Raw genomic sequence first — 17,378 nt, 5'->3', positions numbered from 1 at the left:
GTGACACAATCTCGCATGCGGATTGCGCGACGAGGGGTACTGGGGCTCGGCCTGGCGGGACTGGCCGGCTGCGCCGCGGCGCCGTCGCTGTCGGAGTCGCCGCGGGCGGTGGAGTCCGTCCCGCCGTCGGGTTCCCCGTCATCGACACGAACGACCGCGTCGCCCAGCCCTGAGTCCTCATCGCCTAGCCCCTCGCCGGCGGGGCCAGCGCGGCTGCCCACCCGCGACGACATCGTCGCCCGCTTCGACGGCCGCACCCCCACCCAGTGGGGGTTGGAGGTCGACGGAGTGGTGCTGCGCAGTGAGGCTCAGCCCGCCGTCGTCACGCTCGATGCCTGCGGTGGGCGTAACGGCTCGGGCTACGACGAGGCGCTGATCGAGGTGCTCCGACGGCTGGCGGTGCCCGCCACGCTGTTTCTCAACCTGCGGTGGATCGACGCGAACCCGGGCATTGCGCGCGAGCTGGCCGACGATCCGCTGTTCGAGCTCGCCAACCACGGCACCGCGCACAAGCCGCTGTCGGTGAGCGGGGCGGAGGCCTACGGGATTCCCGGGACGGCGTCGGTGGGGGATGTGTTCGACGAGGTGATGGGCGGGCACGCCCGGCTGGCTGAGCTGACGGGCGCTCGTCCGTTGTGGTTCCGTTCGGGGACGGCCCACGTCGACGACGTGGCGGTGGAGATCGTCGCCGAGCTGGGCCAGCGGGTGGTCAACTTCGACGTCAACGCTGACGCCGGCGCCACCTTCACCCCCGCGCAGGTGAGGCAGTCGATGGGCGCCGCCGGGGCGGGTTCGATCTGCATCGGTCACTTCAACCGGCCGGGATCCGGCACGGCCGACGGCATGGCCGAGGCGCTCCCGCGCCTGCTCGACGGCGGGCTCACCTTCGCCCGGCTACGCGACGTCCTCCCGGCCATCGGCTGACGTCACCCGTGTGGCAGGGCGGGGACCCCTCTGCTCGGCGGTGAGATTCGGGTGTCGAACTGGGTGCTGGCCAGCCCACGCTCGGAGATCGTGACCAGATCCAGGATCTCCCGGGCGATGTATGCCTGGGCGCCGCGTTCGATCGAGTTCGCGGTGAGGATTCCTGCCTGCGTCAGCTCGTCCAGGGCCGAGTTGGCCGCCGGGTAGGAGACGCCGAGGATGCGGGCAAGCGTCGTCGCGGTGATGACCGGTGACTCCGGCAGCGAGGCCAGCAAACGGGCGACGGCGGAGTCCGCGCGCGGAGCTGAGCGCAGGCCAATGGCGATGCGATGGGCAGTCAGCCGATCGGTCCACGACTGACGCAGCTCGTCGATCCTGCCCACCAGCACCTTGGACTGTTCCACTGCGACGGAGGCGGCGCCGACGAACGTCCGCAGCCATTCGTTGGCTGCGGCACTGGCTTCCGCGCTGCCCGCGGGGGCGTCGTGGCGGAAGCTCGTCAGGCCGTCGATGTAGTGGTCGCTGAGCGTGGCAAGGACGAGGCTGATGGGCAGCAGCGCCCGGCTCGTGAGCCCGCGGCGCGCGAGGACGGTGTGGATCAGCGCCCGACCGACACGGCCGTTCCCGTCGGTGAAGGGATGGATCGTCTCGAACTGGGCGTGGATCACCCCGGCCTGGATGAGGGGGGAGTGCGCGGCGCCGTTGAGGTAGTCCACGAGGTCCGCCATCAAGGTCGGCACGCGCTCGGGCGCCGGGGGAACGAAGAGCGCTCCGATCGGGGTCCAGCTCGACGTGCCAATCCAGTTCTGGACAGTGCGTAGGCCGTGGTGACGCGGTTCATCGGGTAGGAGTGAGCGCTGGAGTTCGACGATGTCGTCAACGGTGAGGGTGTCCGCGTCCGCGAGGGCGGTGGTGGCCGCGCGGACCACGGTCATGTTGTTGGCGACCAGTGTGGCCTGCTCACTGATGCCCCGGACCGTCTCCGATTGACCCAGCTCCGCGAGGGCCACCTGCTGCGCGGAGGGGGCGATGCCCTCAATCCGGGAGCTGGCGATCGCCTCTGACCGCAGGAGGAATCTCGCGATCCCGGCGAGCCCCTCGACGCCGGGTCCGTTGAGTCCGCGGATGCTCCGTTCGACGACGGCGACGGTTCGGGAAAGCTCGCCGGAGATGGCCAGGCCCACTCCATCGAGCAGGTCCGGCACGTACCGTCGGTAGGCGCCGGACCGCTGTGCGGACTTGGGGACCCCGGAGCCGACGCTGGACTCCCAGCGCGACTCCTCCCACCCGGCCATCGCTGTTCCCTTTCATAGAGGGGCTATCCATTAAAGGATAGCTGACTAAACTTTAATGCACACGCGGTCCATGCAAGGAAAGATCTCTTCGGGACCGTCCCTCCCGCTCCGCATACCCTCTGAGGGGGCCGCGATCACTGGCGGAAGTCGTAGGTGATGCTGATCTCCGGGTCGATGCCGGTGATGATGCCGGAGTAGAACATGACCGCCTGCTCGCGCAGGATCTCCTCGTTGTTGGCGATGTACTCGGCCTGCGTGTCCTCGCTGAGGATGTTGTTGATCATCTCCACCGGGTCGTTCTCTGGCGTGATGAAGCTCAGCGCGCCGTTGTTCTCCGCCACCAGCTTGAAGTCCTCGTTGCTGTGGCCGATGAAGATGTACTCGGGGATGGAGATCCGATACTTCTTCTCCCCGCTGGGGACGATCCGAACGTCGCGCCCGTCGATGCCCAGCTTGGCGTTGAAGGAGTACTGCACGAACGACGCCCGCTCGCTACCCGGCACCTCTACGCCCAGGAAGGTGATCCGCTCGGTCTTCTCGGAGATCCCCTGGATGCCCAGGCTGAGAAGCACCACCTGCTCCTCGCGGGTGATGGCCTGGATGACGCGCGTGTCCGTCGATTCGGACTCGCTGCCCAGCGCGAACAGCTTGGGCGCGAGCTGTCCGGCGGCGAAAGCCATGGCGGTCAGCACAAGGGCGACCAGCACCACCACGATCGGAATCACCAGCTTCTTCGCGAGCGCTGCCATGATCAGGGTCCCCCGTATTCGTCGTTGCGCCCGGCGGGTCCGGGTGCCGGCCAGGTCATGAGCCGAAACGTGACGCCTGCGTCGCGCGGGTCGGTGGACACCGCTCGGCGGGTGCCCTGGCTCGACTGAGCTGACTCGTCGGAGTCTATCGACGAGCTCGGACATGGGTTGGGGGACTTTCCGGCGGGTCCCCCGGGAACTGGTCGCTCTGAGGGTGGGTAGACCAACCCACAGAGCGACCAGTTCTCGTGGGACTCCCCATCCGCACCGCGATCGAGATCGACATCGGCGGGGCGGGATACGGTCGGGGCATGACATGGGGCGAGACGCTGCGCGATCAGCTGGACTTCTACTGGGCCGTGCACCTGTGGCCGCGACTCGTCGGGCTCACCGACGACGAGTACTGGTGGGAGCCGGCCGACGGCGCCTGGACGCTCCGCGCGGATGCCGACGGCGCCCTGCAGCCGGAGTCGCTGCCGGTGGAGCCGCCGGTCCCGCCGGTGACCACCATCGCGTGGCGGATCGCGCACGTGGGCCGCGACGTCCTCGGCAAGCGCGCCCGCGCCTTCTTCGGCGACCCGTCGCTCCCCGTCGGCGCCCTCCCCACCGACGACGCCATCATGTTCGACCCGCGCTGGTGGCCCGAGCCCCTCCCCACCACCGCCGACGAGGCCCTCGCCTTCCTCGAGCGGGCCTTCGGTCTCTGGCGGGACGGCGTGGCCGCCCTCGACGACGACGCCCTCCTCCAGCCCCTCGGGCCGAAGGGCGAGCACCACGCCGACCAGTCCATGGCCGCCCTGGTGATGCACATCAACCGCGAGGTGATCGCCCACGGCGCGGAGATCTGCCTGCTGCGGGACCTGTATCGCGCCCAGCATGACGGCCTGGATCCGTTGGTGGCGGCGGCTCGACGGGGCGACGCGGCGGAGGTGTCGCGGCTGCTCGACGGCGGGGCGGAGGTGTCGCCGTCGTTGGTCGCCGAGACGGCAGGGCTCAGGCACTGGAACGTGGTGCGGGCGCTGGTGGAGCACGGCGCCGCCGTCGATGTGGGGAACCCGAGCGCGCTGCACTACGCGGCGGCGGCCGGCGAGCTGGACGTCGTCACGCTTCTCTTGGCCCACGGCGCCGATCCGGAGTTGGCCGACGCGCAGTTCGGCATGGCGCCCGCGGTGTGGGCGGACCACTTCGGCCACGCCGCGGTCGCGGCCTACCTCCGTGGGCCGCTGCGGTAGAGGCGACAGCACGGCCGTCGGTTCGCGTGCACGTCAGGTGCGCATCCAGGGATCTCAGGGTGCACACCAGCCGTGTGAACTACTGTCGAGTGCAGGAGAGCCCGCCCAGCGGCGGACCGGGGGCGGCGATCTCTCACACGGGGGTGGAGAGAATGAGAAGCGCGCGCATGTCGTGCTTGGTGGTGGCGTTGTTGGCGTTGGGTGCGGGCGGGTGCGCACCTGACACACGTCCCACTGGGGAGCAGGCCGGCTCGGAGGGATCGAGCGCTTCGGTTCGTCCCCCATCGGCCGCGGGTGGCTCGGAGGGCATCGCCGCGTCGCCGTCGCAGTCAGCAGCTCCGCCGGCCACCGAGCCCGTCGTGTCGAGCGAACCCTCGCAGATTCCGGTGACGTTCTCGGCCGTCGTTGACGGCGACACCGTCGAGACAAGCCAGGGCACCGTCCGTCTCATCGGCATTGACTCCCCTGAGCGGGGCGAGTGCGGCCACGACGAGGCATCGATGGCGATCGGACGTGTCGTGTCCGTGGGCGATGTGGTGACGCTCGAGCTGCCGGAGGGGCAGAACGACCGCGACTCGTACGGGCGCCTCCTCCGCTACGTCATCACCGAGAGTGGCGTCGACCTGGGCCAGATGCAGGTGGAGGCCGGCAACGCGATCGCCCGGTACGACTCGACGGACGGCTATCCCGCGCACCCCCGCCAGGCGGCTTACCACGCCGCGCAGCTCGCCTCGGCGGGTCCGGATGGCTCGGTGATCACGATCGTTTGTCGAGAGGAGCCTCAGCAGAGCGTTGCGCCCCTCGCGGCGCCGGTGGCGCCGGTGGCGCCCGTGGTGACGGAGGAACCGTGGTGGGAGCAGTACGGGTCGTGCAGCAGGTTGAAGAAGAACACCGTCGGACATCCGAAGGGACCGTTCAGCGTGGACGACCCGGCTGAGGTGGAGATCTACAACTGGTTCCAGTTCGGCACCGGCTACAGGGGCGACGGCGACGGGGACGGCCTCGCCTGCGAATAGACCGGTGACGGATCTGCGCGATCAGCCGGGCAGCTCTGCCGAGCCGTTCGGCATCTCACATGCCGGGGAGCTCGAGCACCTCGAGGACCTCGATGGTTCCGCCCTCGGCCCTGTGCGGGTGGTCCGCCAGCACCGACTGGAGGTCGTCCAGCGACGCGGCCTGCATCATCGAGTAGCCGCCGATGTAGGAGCCCGGTTCGCCGCCGTCGACGGTCTGCGTCGGCGATCCGAGGTCGACGATGGCCTCGCCGGCCTTGGCGGCCCAGTCCATCCACGCCTGCATCGATGCGGCACCGGCGTCGGGGTCAGCGTTGGCCATCTGCTCGGCTGCGCTCATGGTGGAGCGGTACAGAATCAGGAACTTGCTCATGTCGTACACCTCTCTTGCGGTTGAGATCCTCGGGCGAGGACCCCTTTGGCCTCGGCTCCACGGAGGTGGGGCTGCCAGCTCACTGGCATGTCGCGATCCTAGGCTCGCGTCGGGCGGTGCGCCATCCCCCGGCAGGGCAGGCTGCCACCGATTTTCGGGCAGACCCGCCACCGTTTTCCGAGCGGCAGGTGCGCGGCGTCGACCCGCAGGTCACGGTCGGGTTGCTGGTCACCGCGGGCGGGTTCCCGCTGGAGGTGGCCCTTTTCGAGGGCAACAAGGCAGAGACCAAGACCCTGATCCCGGTGATCGAGCAGTTCAAGACCCGCCACGGCATCGAGGAACTGGTCGTGGTCGCCGACGCCGGGATGCTGTCCGCGGACAACCTCAACGGCCTCGAAGACGCCGGATGCCGGTTCATCGTCGCCTCCCGCCAGTCGCACGTGCCCTACGACCTGGGCGACCACTTCGAACGCCACGGCAACTACACCCCCGACGACTCGACTATCGAGACCACCCGCGACATGGGTACCGGCCGGCAGCGGCGCACCCGGCGGGTGGTGTATCACTACTCCTTCAAGCGGCATAAGCGCGACGACAAGACCATCAACGCCCAGGTCGTCAAGGCCGAGAAGGTCGCCGACGGGCTACGACCCGTCGCCCGGGACCGGTTCGTGACGGTCACCACCGACGTCGACGGGAAGAAGGCCGAGGTCAACTGGGATGTCATCGAACGGGCCAGGTTCTGCGCCGGGTTCAAGGGCTACGTCACCAACATCGGCGCCGACGTGATGGACGGCGCAGCGGTGGTGGCCGCCTACCGGGACCTGTGGCACGTAGAGGAGTCCTTCCGGATGGCCAAGGGAGACCTCCAGGCCCGCCCGATCTTCCACCGCAAGCGTGAATCGATCGAGGCCCACCTCACCGTCGTGTTCGCCGCCCTCGCGGTCGCCCGACACCTCCAAGACCAGACCGGCGTCAGCATCAAACGCCTCGTGCAGACACTGCGACCCCTCCAGAGCGTCACGATCACCATCGCCGGTCAGCCCATCCAGGCCCAACCACGCCTCACCACCGAAGCCGAAGCGATCCTCGCCAAGATCCCTCGCGGAACGGGGCACTAAATCCGGCCTCAGTTGTGGAACTCAGGTCGGACGGCGCCCAGCGGGCAACGCGACACGGCGAGGACTCAGCCGCGCTGCGTCCTTTGATTGAAGCTGGCGTCGGCGCTGTCGTCCCCGTGGGAAATCATGGGTGGCTCGATGACGTCAAGACCTCCTGCGCCACCCAATACGTCCGGCCTCCCCGGCCGGGTCCTCTCGATCCGGGAGCTCGCCACGGCCTCACGCCGCAGGTATGGCACGACGAGACGGGCTCAGCTCGACCCCGCGGGATGGGCCGGCCGGAAGTAGAAGAACGACGCCTTGTTGCCGGGCTCGCGGTCGACCGTGCCGAACCGGGCGGACGTGAAGCGATCGGGATCCATGGCGCGACACGACCAAGCAGGTGGCCGTTGGACTTGGCGCGTGGCGACGAACTTCCAAGTTCTGCACCGGTTACTGGGAATCGCTGCCGGTGGTGCCAGTGGACTTGGAGGTTCCGGGTGTCCATCAAACTTGAGCGGCCACTCACTTGGAAAGGGCGATGAACGAAGACCAGCTGTTCTTCAGCCACCTCGTGAATCAGATACTGGGTTCCCGGCACCGAGGCCGAGGAATCGGTCGAGGAAGGCCGCGAGCCGCGTCAACACCCGCGCCTTCTTCTCCCCGTGGCCGTTCGCCGGGGCGAAGCGGGAGACGGGCGGGAGGATCTTCGTCACTGCGGTGCCGGTGGTCTGGAGGGCGCCGTCGGCGAAGGCGTGGGCGACGAATCGTCTGGTCTCATCGGGTTTGAGGTGCTCGTCGTCGATGATGGTCTGCAGTTCGGCCTCGCGGCGCTCGGCGATGTAGGCCTGCCATTCGGCGTCGAGTTGGCCGTGGGCGGAGACGGAGTCGACGAAGGCTTCGATGAGGTCCTTCTTGCTCCGCAGCGAGGGTGAGGCGTCGACGGCACGGGTGATGGTGGCGCGCAGTTCCTGGTCGTCGCCGTCGCCTCGTTCCTGGCGGTACTTCTCGACGAGCATGAGGATGTAGTCGACGTTGATCTCGACCTGCTTGACCAGCTCGATCTCGAAGACCACGTCGTCGTTGATGGTCTCTTTCTCTGCGTCGGTGTCCTTGCGGTATTCGGCGTAGAAGTCGAGGTAGAGGCTGCGGTAGTCCTGGCTCTGGCGGTCGGTGAGGATCTCGTGGCCGGTGAAGTCGTCGAACGAGGTGAGGATGTTGGTCAGTCGGAGGATGGTGCCGAAGAGGGCGATGAACGCCTTCTGCTCGGTCTCGCCCAGGATCTGCTGTCCGAGGGGGAACCGGTCGAGCAGTTCGGTGACCTTGTGGGCGTACTCGTCGTAGTACTCGCGGTAGGGCTTGAGGAGGACGATCCCGCGGGCGTCGCGGTTGCCGAACAGGGCGATCGCGTCGTTGGTCTGCTCTTCGAGGTCGCGGAAGGTGACGATGTTGCCGTAGGTCTTGACGGAGTTGAGGATGCGGTTGGTGCGGGAGTAGGCCTGGATGAGGCCGTGGGTGCGCAGGTTCTTGTCCACGAACAGCGTGTTGAGGGTGGTGGCGTCGAAGCCGGTGAGGAACATGTTGACCACGATCACCAGGTCGATCTCGCGGTTCTTCAACCGCTGTGAGAGGTCCTTGTAGTAGTTCTCGAACTTCTGCGACGAGGTGTCGAAGCTGGTGCCGAACAGGTCGTTGTAGTCCTGGATGGCGTCTTCCAGGAAGTCCCGGGCTGAGGCGTCGAGCTGGTAGGTGTCGAAGCCCTCCTCGTCGAGCACCCCGTCACCGACGGCCTCGTTGGCTGCATACGAGTAGATCAACCCGACCTTGAGCCGCTTGTCCGGGGTCAGGTCCTGCTGCTGGATGGCGAACTGGTTGTAGTACATCCGGGCGGCGTCGATCGACGCGGTGGCGAACAGGGCGTTGAAGCCGCGAACGCGCTTCTCGCCGAGCGTGTAGGCCTGGGAACGTTTCGTCTTCTGGTCGAAGTGCTCCAGCGTGTAGCCGACGATCTTCGCGAGGCGTTCGGGGGCGAGGAGGGCGCGTTCGGTGTCGATCGCCGAGACCTGCTTGTCGGCGACCTGCCCGACCTGGATCGTGTTGACGTAATCGATTCGGAAAGGCAGCACGTTCTTGTCGGTGATCGCGTCGACGATGGTGTAGGTGTGCAGCTTGTCCCCGAACGCCTGCTTGGTGGTCTTCAACTGCGGGTTGCCGCCGGTGCCGGAGTTGGCGGCGAAGATCGGGGTGCCGGTGAACCCGAACAGGTGATAGCGCTTGAACGCGCGGGTGATGGCGGTGTGCATGTCACCGAACTGGGAGCGGTGGCACTCGTCGAAGATGATCACCACGTGGCCGGTGTAGATCTCGTGGCCCTTGTTCGCGGCGATGAACGTGGCCAGCTTCTGGATGGTGGTGATGATGATGCGCGCCGACGGGTCCTCCAGCTGCTTCTTCAGGACGGCGGTGGAGGTGTTGGAGTTCGCCGCGCCCTTCTGGAACCGGTCGTACTCGCGCATGGTCTGGTAGTCGAGATCCTTGCGGTCGACGACGAACAGCACCTTCTCCACCCCCGGCATCCGGGTGGCCAGCTGCGCGGCCTTGAAACTGGTCAGCGTCTTGCCCGACCCGGTGGTGTGCCACACGTAGCCGCCCGCGTTGGGGGTGCCGAACTGCTTGTAGTTGGTGGCGATCTGGATCTTGCTCAGTATCTTCTCGGTGGCGACGATCTGGTAGGGCCGCATCACCAGCAGCAGACGGTCCGAGGTGAGCACGCAGTAGCGGGTGAGGACGTTGAGCAACGTGTGCCGGGCGAAGAACGTCTTCGCGAACGCTGGCAGGTCCTGGATCGGCCGGTTGCCCGCGTCGGCCCACCAGGAGGTGAACTCGAACGAGTTCGACGTTTTCTTCGTCCGCTTCGACCCCGACGCCTCCTTGATGTGCTGGCTGCGGGTGGTGTTGGAGTAGTACTTCGTCAGGGTGCCGTTGGAGATGACGAACAGCTGCACGTACTCGAACAGCCCCGTCCCGGCCCAGAACGAGTCGCGCTGGTAGCGGTCGATCTGGTTGAACGCCTCCCGGATGTCCACGCCGCGACGCTTCAACTCCACGTGCACCAGCGGCAGCCCGTTGACCAGGACGGTCACGTCGTAGCGGGTCGCGTGCCTCGCGCCGCCGTCCCCGACGCCGGTCTCGTACTGGTTGAGGACCTGAAGCTTGTTGTTGTGGATATGCTCCTTGTCGATCAGGCGGACGTTCTTCGTCGTGCCGTCGTCGCGGCGCAGGAGCTTGACGTGGTCCTCCTGGATGTTGACCGTCTTGTCCGCGATGCCGGCGTTGGCGCTGGCCACCTGGGTGTTGAAGAACTGCTCCCATTCCGCGTCTGAGAACGTGAGCTGATTCAGCGCCTCCAGCTGGCGGCGCAGGTTCGCGATCAGCTCCTGCTCGCTGGATACGTGGAGGCGTTCGTAGGCCTGCGACTCCAGGATCCGAATGAACTCCCGCTCCAGCTCCGCCTCCGACTGATACCCGGCAGGCGACGGTGCCTCGGCCGGATACTCGGCCACCACCGTGCTCTCCGCACTGATCGCGACCGGCTCGAAGTGTGATGGCGTCGATCCCCAGGCGGGCTGGGTTGGGCCACCCATTCAGAGGCCCAATGCGTCGAGGAAGGCGTCAGCCTCTTCGTCGCTGAGATCTGGAATGCCACCGAACTGAGGCCCCGGCGCGCTGGCCAAGATCTGCTCCAAGGTGACCACTTCATGCACTCCGTGCGTGGTCGTGAGAGGCGCAGTGCCCTCGGATGTTTCTGACTCTGATGCTTCAGTCATGGAACTCCACCGCCTTCATCATGCTGATCGTCATGCTAATCCTTTGGTATGACGGTGGAATGATGCACTGGCGCCTTGTGGCGACGACGGTGCTGGGACACTCGAATATGACTGACAAGCGGTCCGATCGGGCAGCGGGGGTTGCGAGGTCAGATGGCGAGGCCACGGTTCTCCCAGTCGGCGTAGTTGCCGCCCTCCCACACCCACTCGATCCGGCCGTTGCACGAGCGGCCGAGGGCGACGGCGCCAGCGGTCGACGGTGACGTGAACGGCACGTCGCGAGTCAGGCGCCCGACCTTGCCCTCCACGACGATGGAGCCGTCCGCCACCAGCTTCTGGTGCTGCGCGCGGTATGAGGCGTAGGCCCGCTGGGTGCTCTGGGCCTTGCCGGTGCCCGACCACGCGCCGACCACGAGGGAGCCGGCGAGGATCGTGAACTCGTCACCGAAGAGCTGCGCCCTGGCCTGAACACCCAGGTGGGGGCGCGTCAGCGTGAAGACGGGGGAGTCCGTCGACGGCTTCGGGTCGGCCTGGGGCGTCGTCCGGGTGCGGATCACGTTCACGCCGAGGACGGGAAGGATGATGTGCAGGTGGCTGAGGAACGCCTCCATGTCTGAGGCCTGCGCCTCAGACAGCTTGCGTCCTTGAGGTGTGTTGTCGTTGCGGAGCGTCACCCGCGCGGCCTGCCGAGCCAGATCTACCAGCCGCGCTTCGAGGTAGCCCCAGTGGCCCTCGTTGAAGCCGTCGTCCTTGGCCGTGATGAGCACCGCGCGGTCCCAGAACTCCTTCTTGGCCTTATGATCCCTGAACCGGTTCCGGAAGTTCTCGGTGCGCCCGATGTAACAGGTCTCGCCGCCGATGGCCTCGTCGTCCTTCCCCATCAGTAGGTAGGCGCCGTTGCGCTGGGCCTCGTCGCGCTTGAGGATGTCCGCGAGATCGGCGCGCGGTCCGGACAGCACGTGCCCTGTCCAGCCGGCAATCTCAGCCGTCGTGATCCCACCGGGTACTCCCTCGACGAGGAACAGCTCGATGTGCTTGCCGTTCATTGCTTCTCCTCGAACGTCAGCAGCTTGTCGCGGTAGTACTCATACTGCCGACGGCGGGCGGCCAGTTCTGCAGGCAGGCCGACACTGAGATCATTGAGCAGCAAGTCGAGCCCATCAAGTGAGTTGGCTATGTCTTCCTGCTCGGCGAGGCTCGGCACGTGAATCGCGGTGTTGCGGATCCTGTCGTTGTACAACCGTCGAATCGTTCCTCCGTCGGTCGACCAGTCCATAAGCTCGTAGAGGTGCTTTAGGTAGCGGTTCGTGACCCTCGTCCCGTCATTCTCAATCCACACGATATTCGAGTCCTGGAAGTAGGCGTCTCGACCGTCGTACACGACCGCCCTCCCAATCGTCCCCGCGGCCGAGATCAACACGTCACCCGGTCGGGGGAATGAGTACAGACGCCGATAGCGATCGAACAGCTCGCGCGAAATGAATGCGTCCGGTTCATCCCCGAACGTCCCGATCTTGAAGAACGGCACGGCGCCTTCGGCGCTCGTTTCGTTCTTGAAGACCCTCTTGCACATCCGGACAGGGCCTATCTCGCCCAATGTCAAAGCTCGCCGGTCGTGACGATGTGAGACTAAGCGCCGCCGGTAGTGGTGGTACTGACGAGCACGTGCCCTTAGCTCCGCCTCCAGCTCCGCCTCCAGCTCCGTGAATTGATCCAGGATGCGGACGATCTCGCGCTGCGCCTCCAATGGTGGCAAGGGGATAAGCACCTTCAGCAGCTGGTTCGCGGACACGTCGATCACCTTCGTACCGGAGGCCAGGGCCCTCTTCTGGCGCGCGAACGCGGGAGTTTGGAACCAGTACGACAAGTACTTGGGGTCTTGATCGTGCTTGATGACGGTCGCGTGCCCACCTGTCACGATCTGAGTCGTCCCGAGCCAAGCGACCGCCTTGCACACATCCTCGATGTTCTCGCTGGTGTTGGTGATGATGACATCGCCGGGGTCGGCCTTGGCCAGCTTGAGCGCCGACTCAGGGGAGACGAACGAGATGGTTTCCGAGGTCGAAGTGCGGTAGCGCGTATAGATCTGGCCGTAGTGGATCGCGCCCACTCCGCTCCCGGTCAGTTCAGTCTTCGGCATCCCATTGCCGCGGACCAGTTCGGCGATGTCACCCAACGCGAGCGACGGCACGCCTCCTGGGCAGTGCTCACGCATGAGGGAGTCGAGGCGGCTCACTCAGCTCTCCCATCCAGTTCGCGCCGCGCGCGCTTCAGGGCCGCAAGGTAGGTCTCCTCCACGTCAGACGGGACCTCATCCAGTCTGGCCCGGTACTTCTCGTACTCGCCGGACGCTCGGCCCACCGCCGCGGCATGGCTGACGGACCCGGCGCCAGGCAGTGACTCTGCCCCCATGGCGACGATCAGCCGGTCAAGGTGCTGCAGCCAGTCCTTCATGTAGGTGGGCTCATGGGACTGGGCGCGGAACTCTGCCGCGTCGAAGTAGGCCGACACCAACGTGTTCAGCCGCTTGAGCTCCGGCTCAGTCAGATAGTTCTTGGCGACCGCGATGTCGCTCTTGCGAACGCGCTGGCCGGAGAAGCTCGTCATTCCCATGTTCGGCTGCGTGGCGTCCGCCCTGTCGGCGATGACCTCAGCCGCAGTATGGCCGTGGGCCGCGAAGTGGAGCTTGTTCTGCACCACGGCGAAGAACTGGGATGTCTCCGCTGCCTGAGGGTCGTAGTCGACGCTGGTGGCATAGAGGTCGAGGAGTTGGCGGTAGAGGACCTTCTCGCTGCTTCTGATGTCGCGGATGCGACCAAGCAGCTCGCGCCAGTAGCGGCCGCCGCCCAGTTCCTTGAGGGCCTCGTCGTTCATGACGAACCCCTTGACCAGGTACTCACGCAACCGCTCGGTGGCCCAGATGCGGAACCGTGTCGCGGGGCCAGACTTGACTCTGTATCCCACGGAGATGATGGCATCAAGGTTGAAGTGCTCCACTGACCGTCTGACCTGACGCGAGCCCTCGTCGCGAACTAGCAAGAAATCCTTGCTAGTTGCCGCCCGGTCCAGTTCACCCTCGTCGTAGATGTTGCTGAGGTGTAGGCCGATGTTCTGCCGGGTGGTGCCGAAGAGGTCGGCGAGCTGCTGTTGTGTCAGCCATACGGTGTCGTTCTGGAGCCGGACTTCCAGTGCTGTGCTGCCGTCGTCCCTGTTGTAGAGGATGACCTCGCCCGCTGGCTCGCTCACCGCGACCCCTCCAGGTCCGCGACGATCTCGTCGATCGCCGCGCGTAGCTCCTGTTGTCGGGCGACGATGCGGGCGATCTCGGCGTTGAGGGCGGTGATGTCGATCTCTTCGCGGGTGTCTTCCTGCTCGACGTAGGAGGACACGGCGATGTTGTAGTCGTTGGCGGCGATGTCGTCGGCGGTGACGAGCTTGGCGTAGTGGGCCTCGTCGACGCGGGCGGTGAAGGCGTCGAGGATGCGGCGCTGGTGGGGGTCGGTGAGCTTGTTCTTGTTGCCGGCGCGGGTGAACTCGGCGGAGGCGTCGATGAACAGCACCTGGTTGTCGGTCTTGGACTTCTTCAGCACGATGATGCAGGTGGCGATGGTGGTGCCGAAGAACAGGTCCGGCGGGAGCTGGATGACCGCGTCGATGTAGTTGTTGTCGATGAGGTACTGGCGGATCTTGCGTTCCGCGCCGCCGCGGTAGAGGACACCGGGAAACTCGACGATGGCGGCGGTGCCGTTGACAGCCAGCCAGTGGAGGATGTGCAGGGTGAAGGCGAGGTCGGCCTTCGACTTCGGCGCCAGTACCCCGGCGGGGGAGAAGCGGGGGTCGTTGATGAGGAGGGGGTTGGCGTCGCCGTCCCACTTGATGGAGTAGGGCGGGTTGGACACGATCGCTTCGAACGGCTCGTCGTCCCAGTGGGCGGGGTCGGTGAGGGTGTCGCCGTGGGCCAGATCGAACTTCTCGTAGTTGATGTCGTGGAGGAACATGTTGATCCGTGCCAGGTTGTAGGTGGTCAGGTTGATCTCCTGGCCGTAGAACCCGTTGTGGACGTTGTCCTTGCCGAGGACCTTGGCGAACTTCAGCAGCAGCGATCCGGAGCCTGCGGCTGGGTCGTAGACCTTGTTCACTGACGTCTTGCCCACCACGGTGATGCGGGCCAGGAGCTCGGAGACCTCCTGCGGGGTGTAGAACTCGCCCCCGGACTTGCCGGCGCTGGAGGCGTACATGGTCATCAGGTACTCGTAGGCGTCGCCGAAGAGGTCGATGGTGTTGTCCTCGAAGTTGCCCAGGGGCAGGTCGCCGATGGCGTCGAGGAGCCTGACCAGCTTCTCGTTGCGGCGGGCGACGGTGGGGCCGAGCTTGGAGGAGTTGACGTCGAGGTCGTCGAAGAGGCCCTTGAGGTCGTTTTCGCTGGGGGTGCCGAGCGCGGAGCCTTCGATGTTCTTGAACACGCGCTCCAGGGTCTCGTTGAGGTTGGCGTCGGTCTTGGCGTGGAAGCGGACGTTGACGAACAGCTCGGAGGGGAGGATGTAGAAGCCCTTCTCTGCGACGGTGACGTCGCGGCCGAACTCGGCCTCGGTGTCGCTGAGCTGGGTGTAGTCGAAGTTGGCGACGCCGGCGTCGCGCTCGAAGGCGTTGATGTAGGCGGTGAGGTTCTCCGAGATGAAGCGGTAGAACAGCATGCCCAGCACGTAGGTCTTGAAGTCCCACCCGTCGACGCTGCCGCGCAGATCGTTGGCGATGCGCCAGATCGTCTTGTGCAGCTCAGCGCGCTGGGCTTCCTTCGTACTGGGTGCCATGGGGCGTCGTCTCCCGTTGTCGTCGTCGGTGGGTGGCACTCACGATATCGGTGGGGTCGGACAGGAGCGACGAGCGCACACGTTGCGCGGCGCCAGATCGAGCGCCACGAGGTCTGGCGCGAACTTTGCTTGGGTTACCCCAGCCATGGACTCCAGTACCTCAGCGCCGGTCTCTGCCGGTGAGAGCACTCGGACAGAGCATGGTTGCCGCTGGATCCCCCACCGGAGTGCGCCTCGATCATCCGTCGCCTTCACCCGCGGAAGCGTGTGGATTTCGTCCTTGCGAACCCTGTCCGCTAGATCGGCTGGGGCACGCTCACGCCCTTGCTGGGCTGGAGCAGCGAGACGCGTCTCCTTGATCGTTCGCTCGGGCAGCCCAAAGACCCGCGGCGTCTCGGTGGCGATGGACAGCTGACCGAACACATCCGAGGGTCGCAACTGGCAACCTGCGTCGCGGTGAATGGTGGCTCATGTCTGGGACATGACACGTGGGCAAACCTGTCATGTCTTTCAGATATGCGTTTCGGGCGACTCGGTATATGATGAGAGCATGACAGTTGAAGCGCTCGGCCCGGCAATCGGAGCATTGCGCACGGAGCGCCATACTGTTGCGGAAACCGTAGCGGAGTTGGAGGCGAACTTGGACGTTGCTAGGCGTCGCCTTCTGGACGTCGAGGCAGCCCTCGAGAGCCTCATACGGCTGGCGCCAGGTTCCGCAGATGAAAATGAAGCGGAGTTGAGTGATGAGCCCTCGACGGCCTTCGTCCCTTCCGATCTGGTCCCCCGGTCTGGGCGGATCCGCACGCCGAAGCTCGTCGCGCAGATCGTCTCTGAGTTCGGGCGCACAACCACTCGTGACGAGATCGTGGATGAGGCAGTTCGTCGAGCCGGAAGCCGAGCCGCAGAGTGGTCCGACCCTCGCAACGTTGTGACGGTTGCGCTCAACCGCGCTGCAGATCAGGGCCTGATCAAGAAGCACAACTCCAATGAATACAGCCCCGTTGATGCGTCCCTGAGTGAAGGTGACCGCGACGGTGATTGAGTTGACTTGCCAGGGGGCCACAAGCCCACCTGGAAGAGCACAGGAGCGGAAAGCGCTCCGGCCAGGGCCCGTTACAGCGGAACCTGGCCGGCCGTCCGGAGACGATGAGTCACGCAGAGTGCGTACATTCATCGTACTGGAGAATCCCTGGAATCTCCTCCCCCCGGCGGCAGTGTTCGGGGAAGGAGGTGAAGGAGGATGACCAAGATGACCTCACACATGCCGCTCGGCCCCGGGGAGACCTGGAAGACTGGGCAGCGCGTCCCCGAGAGTGGGCTATGGGCTGACCAATACGGAGACGTCAATCATTTCGAGGGCGGTCGCACCTTCCCTCCCTGTCTCGGGATCAAGGGGGCGTGCGCATTCCGCTACCTGGTCCAGCCGGACAGCAGGGCTGCCTGACGGGGCAGCGGTCCGTGGAGACTCAGGGATCTCCACGGACTTCAGCCTCCTGCTGAACCCCTACTGGGCCAGCTCCTCTTCTACTTCATGGATCCTCACAAGGCAGTCCACTTCGTCGCTCGCGCCGTTGACCACGCCTACTTCGATGACATCGGGACGAGTGAAGAGGGTTGGCGGGGCCGTCAGTGGTGGACGCACATCTCGCCAATGGTCGAGATTGAGCCCATTCCGGTAGGAGCCCTGAGACGTGTGATGGGCGACATGGTGATGGCTGGGAGGTCAGGGCGCTACGTCCAGCCTGAGCATGCGGCTCTTCTTGCGGCCGGGGCGAGAGCGAAGGACCCCCGGGACTCCTCACTGCTCGAGCGAGTTCTCCAGCCCGTCGTCGGCCGTGCCGACCATCCGGACCCGACCGGCCTGAGCCTGACGCAGTGGCGCCAGATCGCAGCGGGCTCTCTTTCGCTCGAGGCCGACGTCGAGCGTCTTCTCGTCGAGCCCCTCCTGCGGATGGCTTTCGCTGCGGAGCCTAACGTCACCGTCCGGAAGGCGTATCGCATCGGTTTCCGGATCGCAGACTATGTGCTCCTGGAGGGCTCGCGCCCGTCTGCGC

At 65.8% G+C, this 17,378-nt stretch carries 12 protein-coding genes and 1 pseudogene; 5 read left to right on the top strand and 8 right to left on the bottom strand.

Annotated features, from left to right (window positions below; translation table 11 throughout):
- The gene (locus tag ACX1D1_RS01260) at positions 1-924 is read left to right on the top strand and encodes a polysaccharide deacetylase family protein (protein ID WP_459055601.1); all 924 of its coding nucleotides are present in this window, start codon (positions 1-3) and stop codon (positions 922-924) included.
- A 2-nt stretch (positions 925-926) separates the two neighbouring features.
- On the opposite strand, the gene ACX1D1_RS01255 is transcribed toward ACX1D1_RS01260, so the two are convergent.
- Positions 927-2,219, bottom strand: a complete 1,293-nt coding sequence (locus ACX1D1_RS01255; RefSeq protein ID WP_459055600.1) for a Fic family protein — start codon at positions 2,217-2,219, stop codon at positions 927-929.
- A 134-nt stretch (positions 2,220-2,353) separates the two neighbouring features.
- Entirely contained in the window at positions 2,354-2,968 is a 615-nt protein-coding gene (locus ACX1D1_RS01250) for a hypothetical protein (RefSeq protein WP_459055599.1), read from the bottom strand.
- A 248-nt stretch (positions 2,969-3,216) separates the two neighbouring features.
- Here ACX1D1_RS01250 and ACX1D1_RS01245 point away from each other — a divergent pair, with 248 nt between their 5' ends.
- Positions 3,217-4,200 (top strand): DinB family protein, encoded by a 984-nt coding sequence (locus ACX1D1_RS01245; protein ID WP_459055598.1) that lies wholly within the window; start codon positions 3,217-3,219, stop codon positions 4,198-4,200.
- Positions 4,201-4,367: 167 nt separating this feature from the next.
- A complete protein-coding gene (locus ACX1D1_RS01240; protein WP_459055597.1) occupies positions 4,368-5,216 on the top strand; it encodes a thermonuclease family protein in 849 nt (282 codons plus the stop codon).
- A 55-nt stretch (positions 5,217-5,271) separates the two neighbouring features.
- Here the strand turns inward: ACX1D1_RS01240 and ACX1D1_RS01235 are convergent, their stop codons facing one another.
- A complete protein-coding gene (locus ACX1D1_RS01235; RefSeq protein ID WP_459055596.1) occupies positions 5,272-5,586 on the bottom strand; it encodes a YciI family protein in 315 nt (104 codons plus the stop codon).
- A gap of 191 nt (positions 5,587-5,777) precedes the next feature.
- Between ACX1D1_RS01235 and ACX1D1_RS01230 the strand changes: the two are divergent.
- Positions 5,778-6,707: pseudogene (locus ACX1D1_RS01230) on the top strand (IS1634 family transposase); the annotation flags it as partial.
- Positions 6,708-7,249: 542 nt separating this feature from the next.
- On the opposite strand, the gene ACX1D1_RS01225 reads toward ACX1D1_RS01230, so the two are convergent.
- The 5 genes from ACX1D1_RS01225 to ACX1D1_RS01205 form a co-directional block, all read right to left on the bottom strand.
- Positions 7,250-10,330 (bottom strand): type I restriction endonuclease subunit R, encoded by a 3,081-nt coding sequence (locus ACX1D1_RS01225; protein ID WP_459055595.1) that lies wholly within the window; start codon positions 10,328-10,330, stop codon positions 7,250-7,252.
- A 332-nt stretch (positions 10,331-10,662) separates the two neighbouring features.
- Positions 10,663-11,559, bottom strand: a complete 897-nt coding sequence (locus ACX1D1_RS01220) for a GIY-YIG nuclease family protein (RefSeq protein WP_459055594.1) — start codon at positions 11,557-11,559, stop codon at positions 10,663-10,665.
- Positions 11,556-12,749, bottom strand: coding sequence for a restriction endonuclease subunit S (locus ACX1D1_RS01215; RefSeq protein ID WP_459055593.1), 1,194 nt, complete (start codon positions 12,747-12,749; stop codon positions 11,556-11,558). The genes ACX1D1_RS01220 and ACX1D1_RS01215 overlap by 4 nt, the downstream gene beginning before the upstream one ends.
- Positions 12,746-13,759 carry a virulence RhuM family protein gene (locus ACX1D1_RS01210; RefSeq protein ID WP_459055592.1) on the bottom strand — a complete coding sequence of 338 codons (1,014 nt, stop codon included), beginning with the start codon at positions 13,757-13,759 and terminating at the stop codon, positions 12,746-12,748. The genes ACX1D1_RS01215 and ACX1D1_RS01210 overlap by 4 nt, the downstream gene beginning before the upstream one ends.
- Positions 13,756-15,324, bottom strand: coding sequence for a type I restriction-modification system subunit M (locus tag ACX1D1_RS01205; protein ID WP_459055591.1), 1,569 nt, complete (start codon positions 15,322-15,324; stop codon positions 13,756-13,758). Before ACX1D1_RS01205 ends, ACX1D1_RS01210 begins: the two co-directional genes overlap by 4 nt.
- Positions 15,325-15,874: 550 nt before the next feature.
- Here ACX1D1_RS01205 and ACX1D1_RS01200 point away from each other — a divergent pair.
- Positions 15,875-16,366 carry a hypothetical protein gene (locus ACX1D1_RS01200; protein ID WP_459055590.1) on the top strand — a complete coding sequence of 164 codons (492 nt, stop codon included), beginning with the start codon at positions 15,875-15,877 and terminating at the stop codon, positions 16,364-16,366.
- Positions 16,367-17,378 lie beyond the last annotated feature (1,012 nt).

This window comes from Tessaracoccus luoxuelianae, assembly GCF_054483915.1.
The sequence above is the reverse complement of the archived record's forward strand: the minus strand, read 5'-3'. Positions and strand labels throughout refer to the sequence as shown.

Excerpts from the sequence above, each read along its gene's own strand:
- ACX1D1_RS01255 (WP_459055600.1), bottom strand. The coding sequence starts at position 2,219 with ATGGCCGGGTGGGAGGAGTCGCGCTGGGAGTCCAGCGTCGGCTCCGGG.
- ACX1D1_RS01250 (WP_459055599.1), bottom strand. The coding sequence starts at position 2,968 with ATGGCAGCGCTCGCGAAGAAGCTGGTGATTCCGATCGTGGTGGTGCTG.
- ACX1D1_RS01240 (WP_459055597.1), top strand. The coding sequence starts at position 4,368 with ATGTCGTGCTTGGTGGTGGCGTTGTTGGCGTTGGGTGCGGGCGGGTGC.
- ACX1D1_RS01235 (WP_459055596.1), bottom strand. The coding sequence starts at position 5,586 with ATGAGCAAGTTCCTGATTCTGTACCGCTCCACCATGAGCGCAGCCGAG.
- ACX1D1_RS01225 (WP_459055595.1), bottom strand. The coding sequence starts at position 10,330 with ATGGGTGGCCCAACCCAGCCCGCCTGGGGATCGACGCCATCACACTTC.
- ACX1D1_RS01220 (WP_459055594.1), bottom strand. The coding sequence starts at position 11,559 with ATGAACGGCAAGCACATCGAGCTGTTCCTCGTCGAGGGAGTACCCGGT.
- ACX1D1_RS01205 (WP_459055591.1), bottom strand. The coding sequence starts at position 15,324 with ATGGCACCCAGTACGAAGGAAGCCCAGCGCGCTGAGCTGCACAAGACG.
- ACX1D1_RS01200 (WP_459055590.1), top strand. The coding sequence starts at position 15,875 with ATGACAGTTGAAGCGCTCGGCCCGGCAATCGGAGCATTGCGCACGGAG.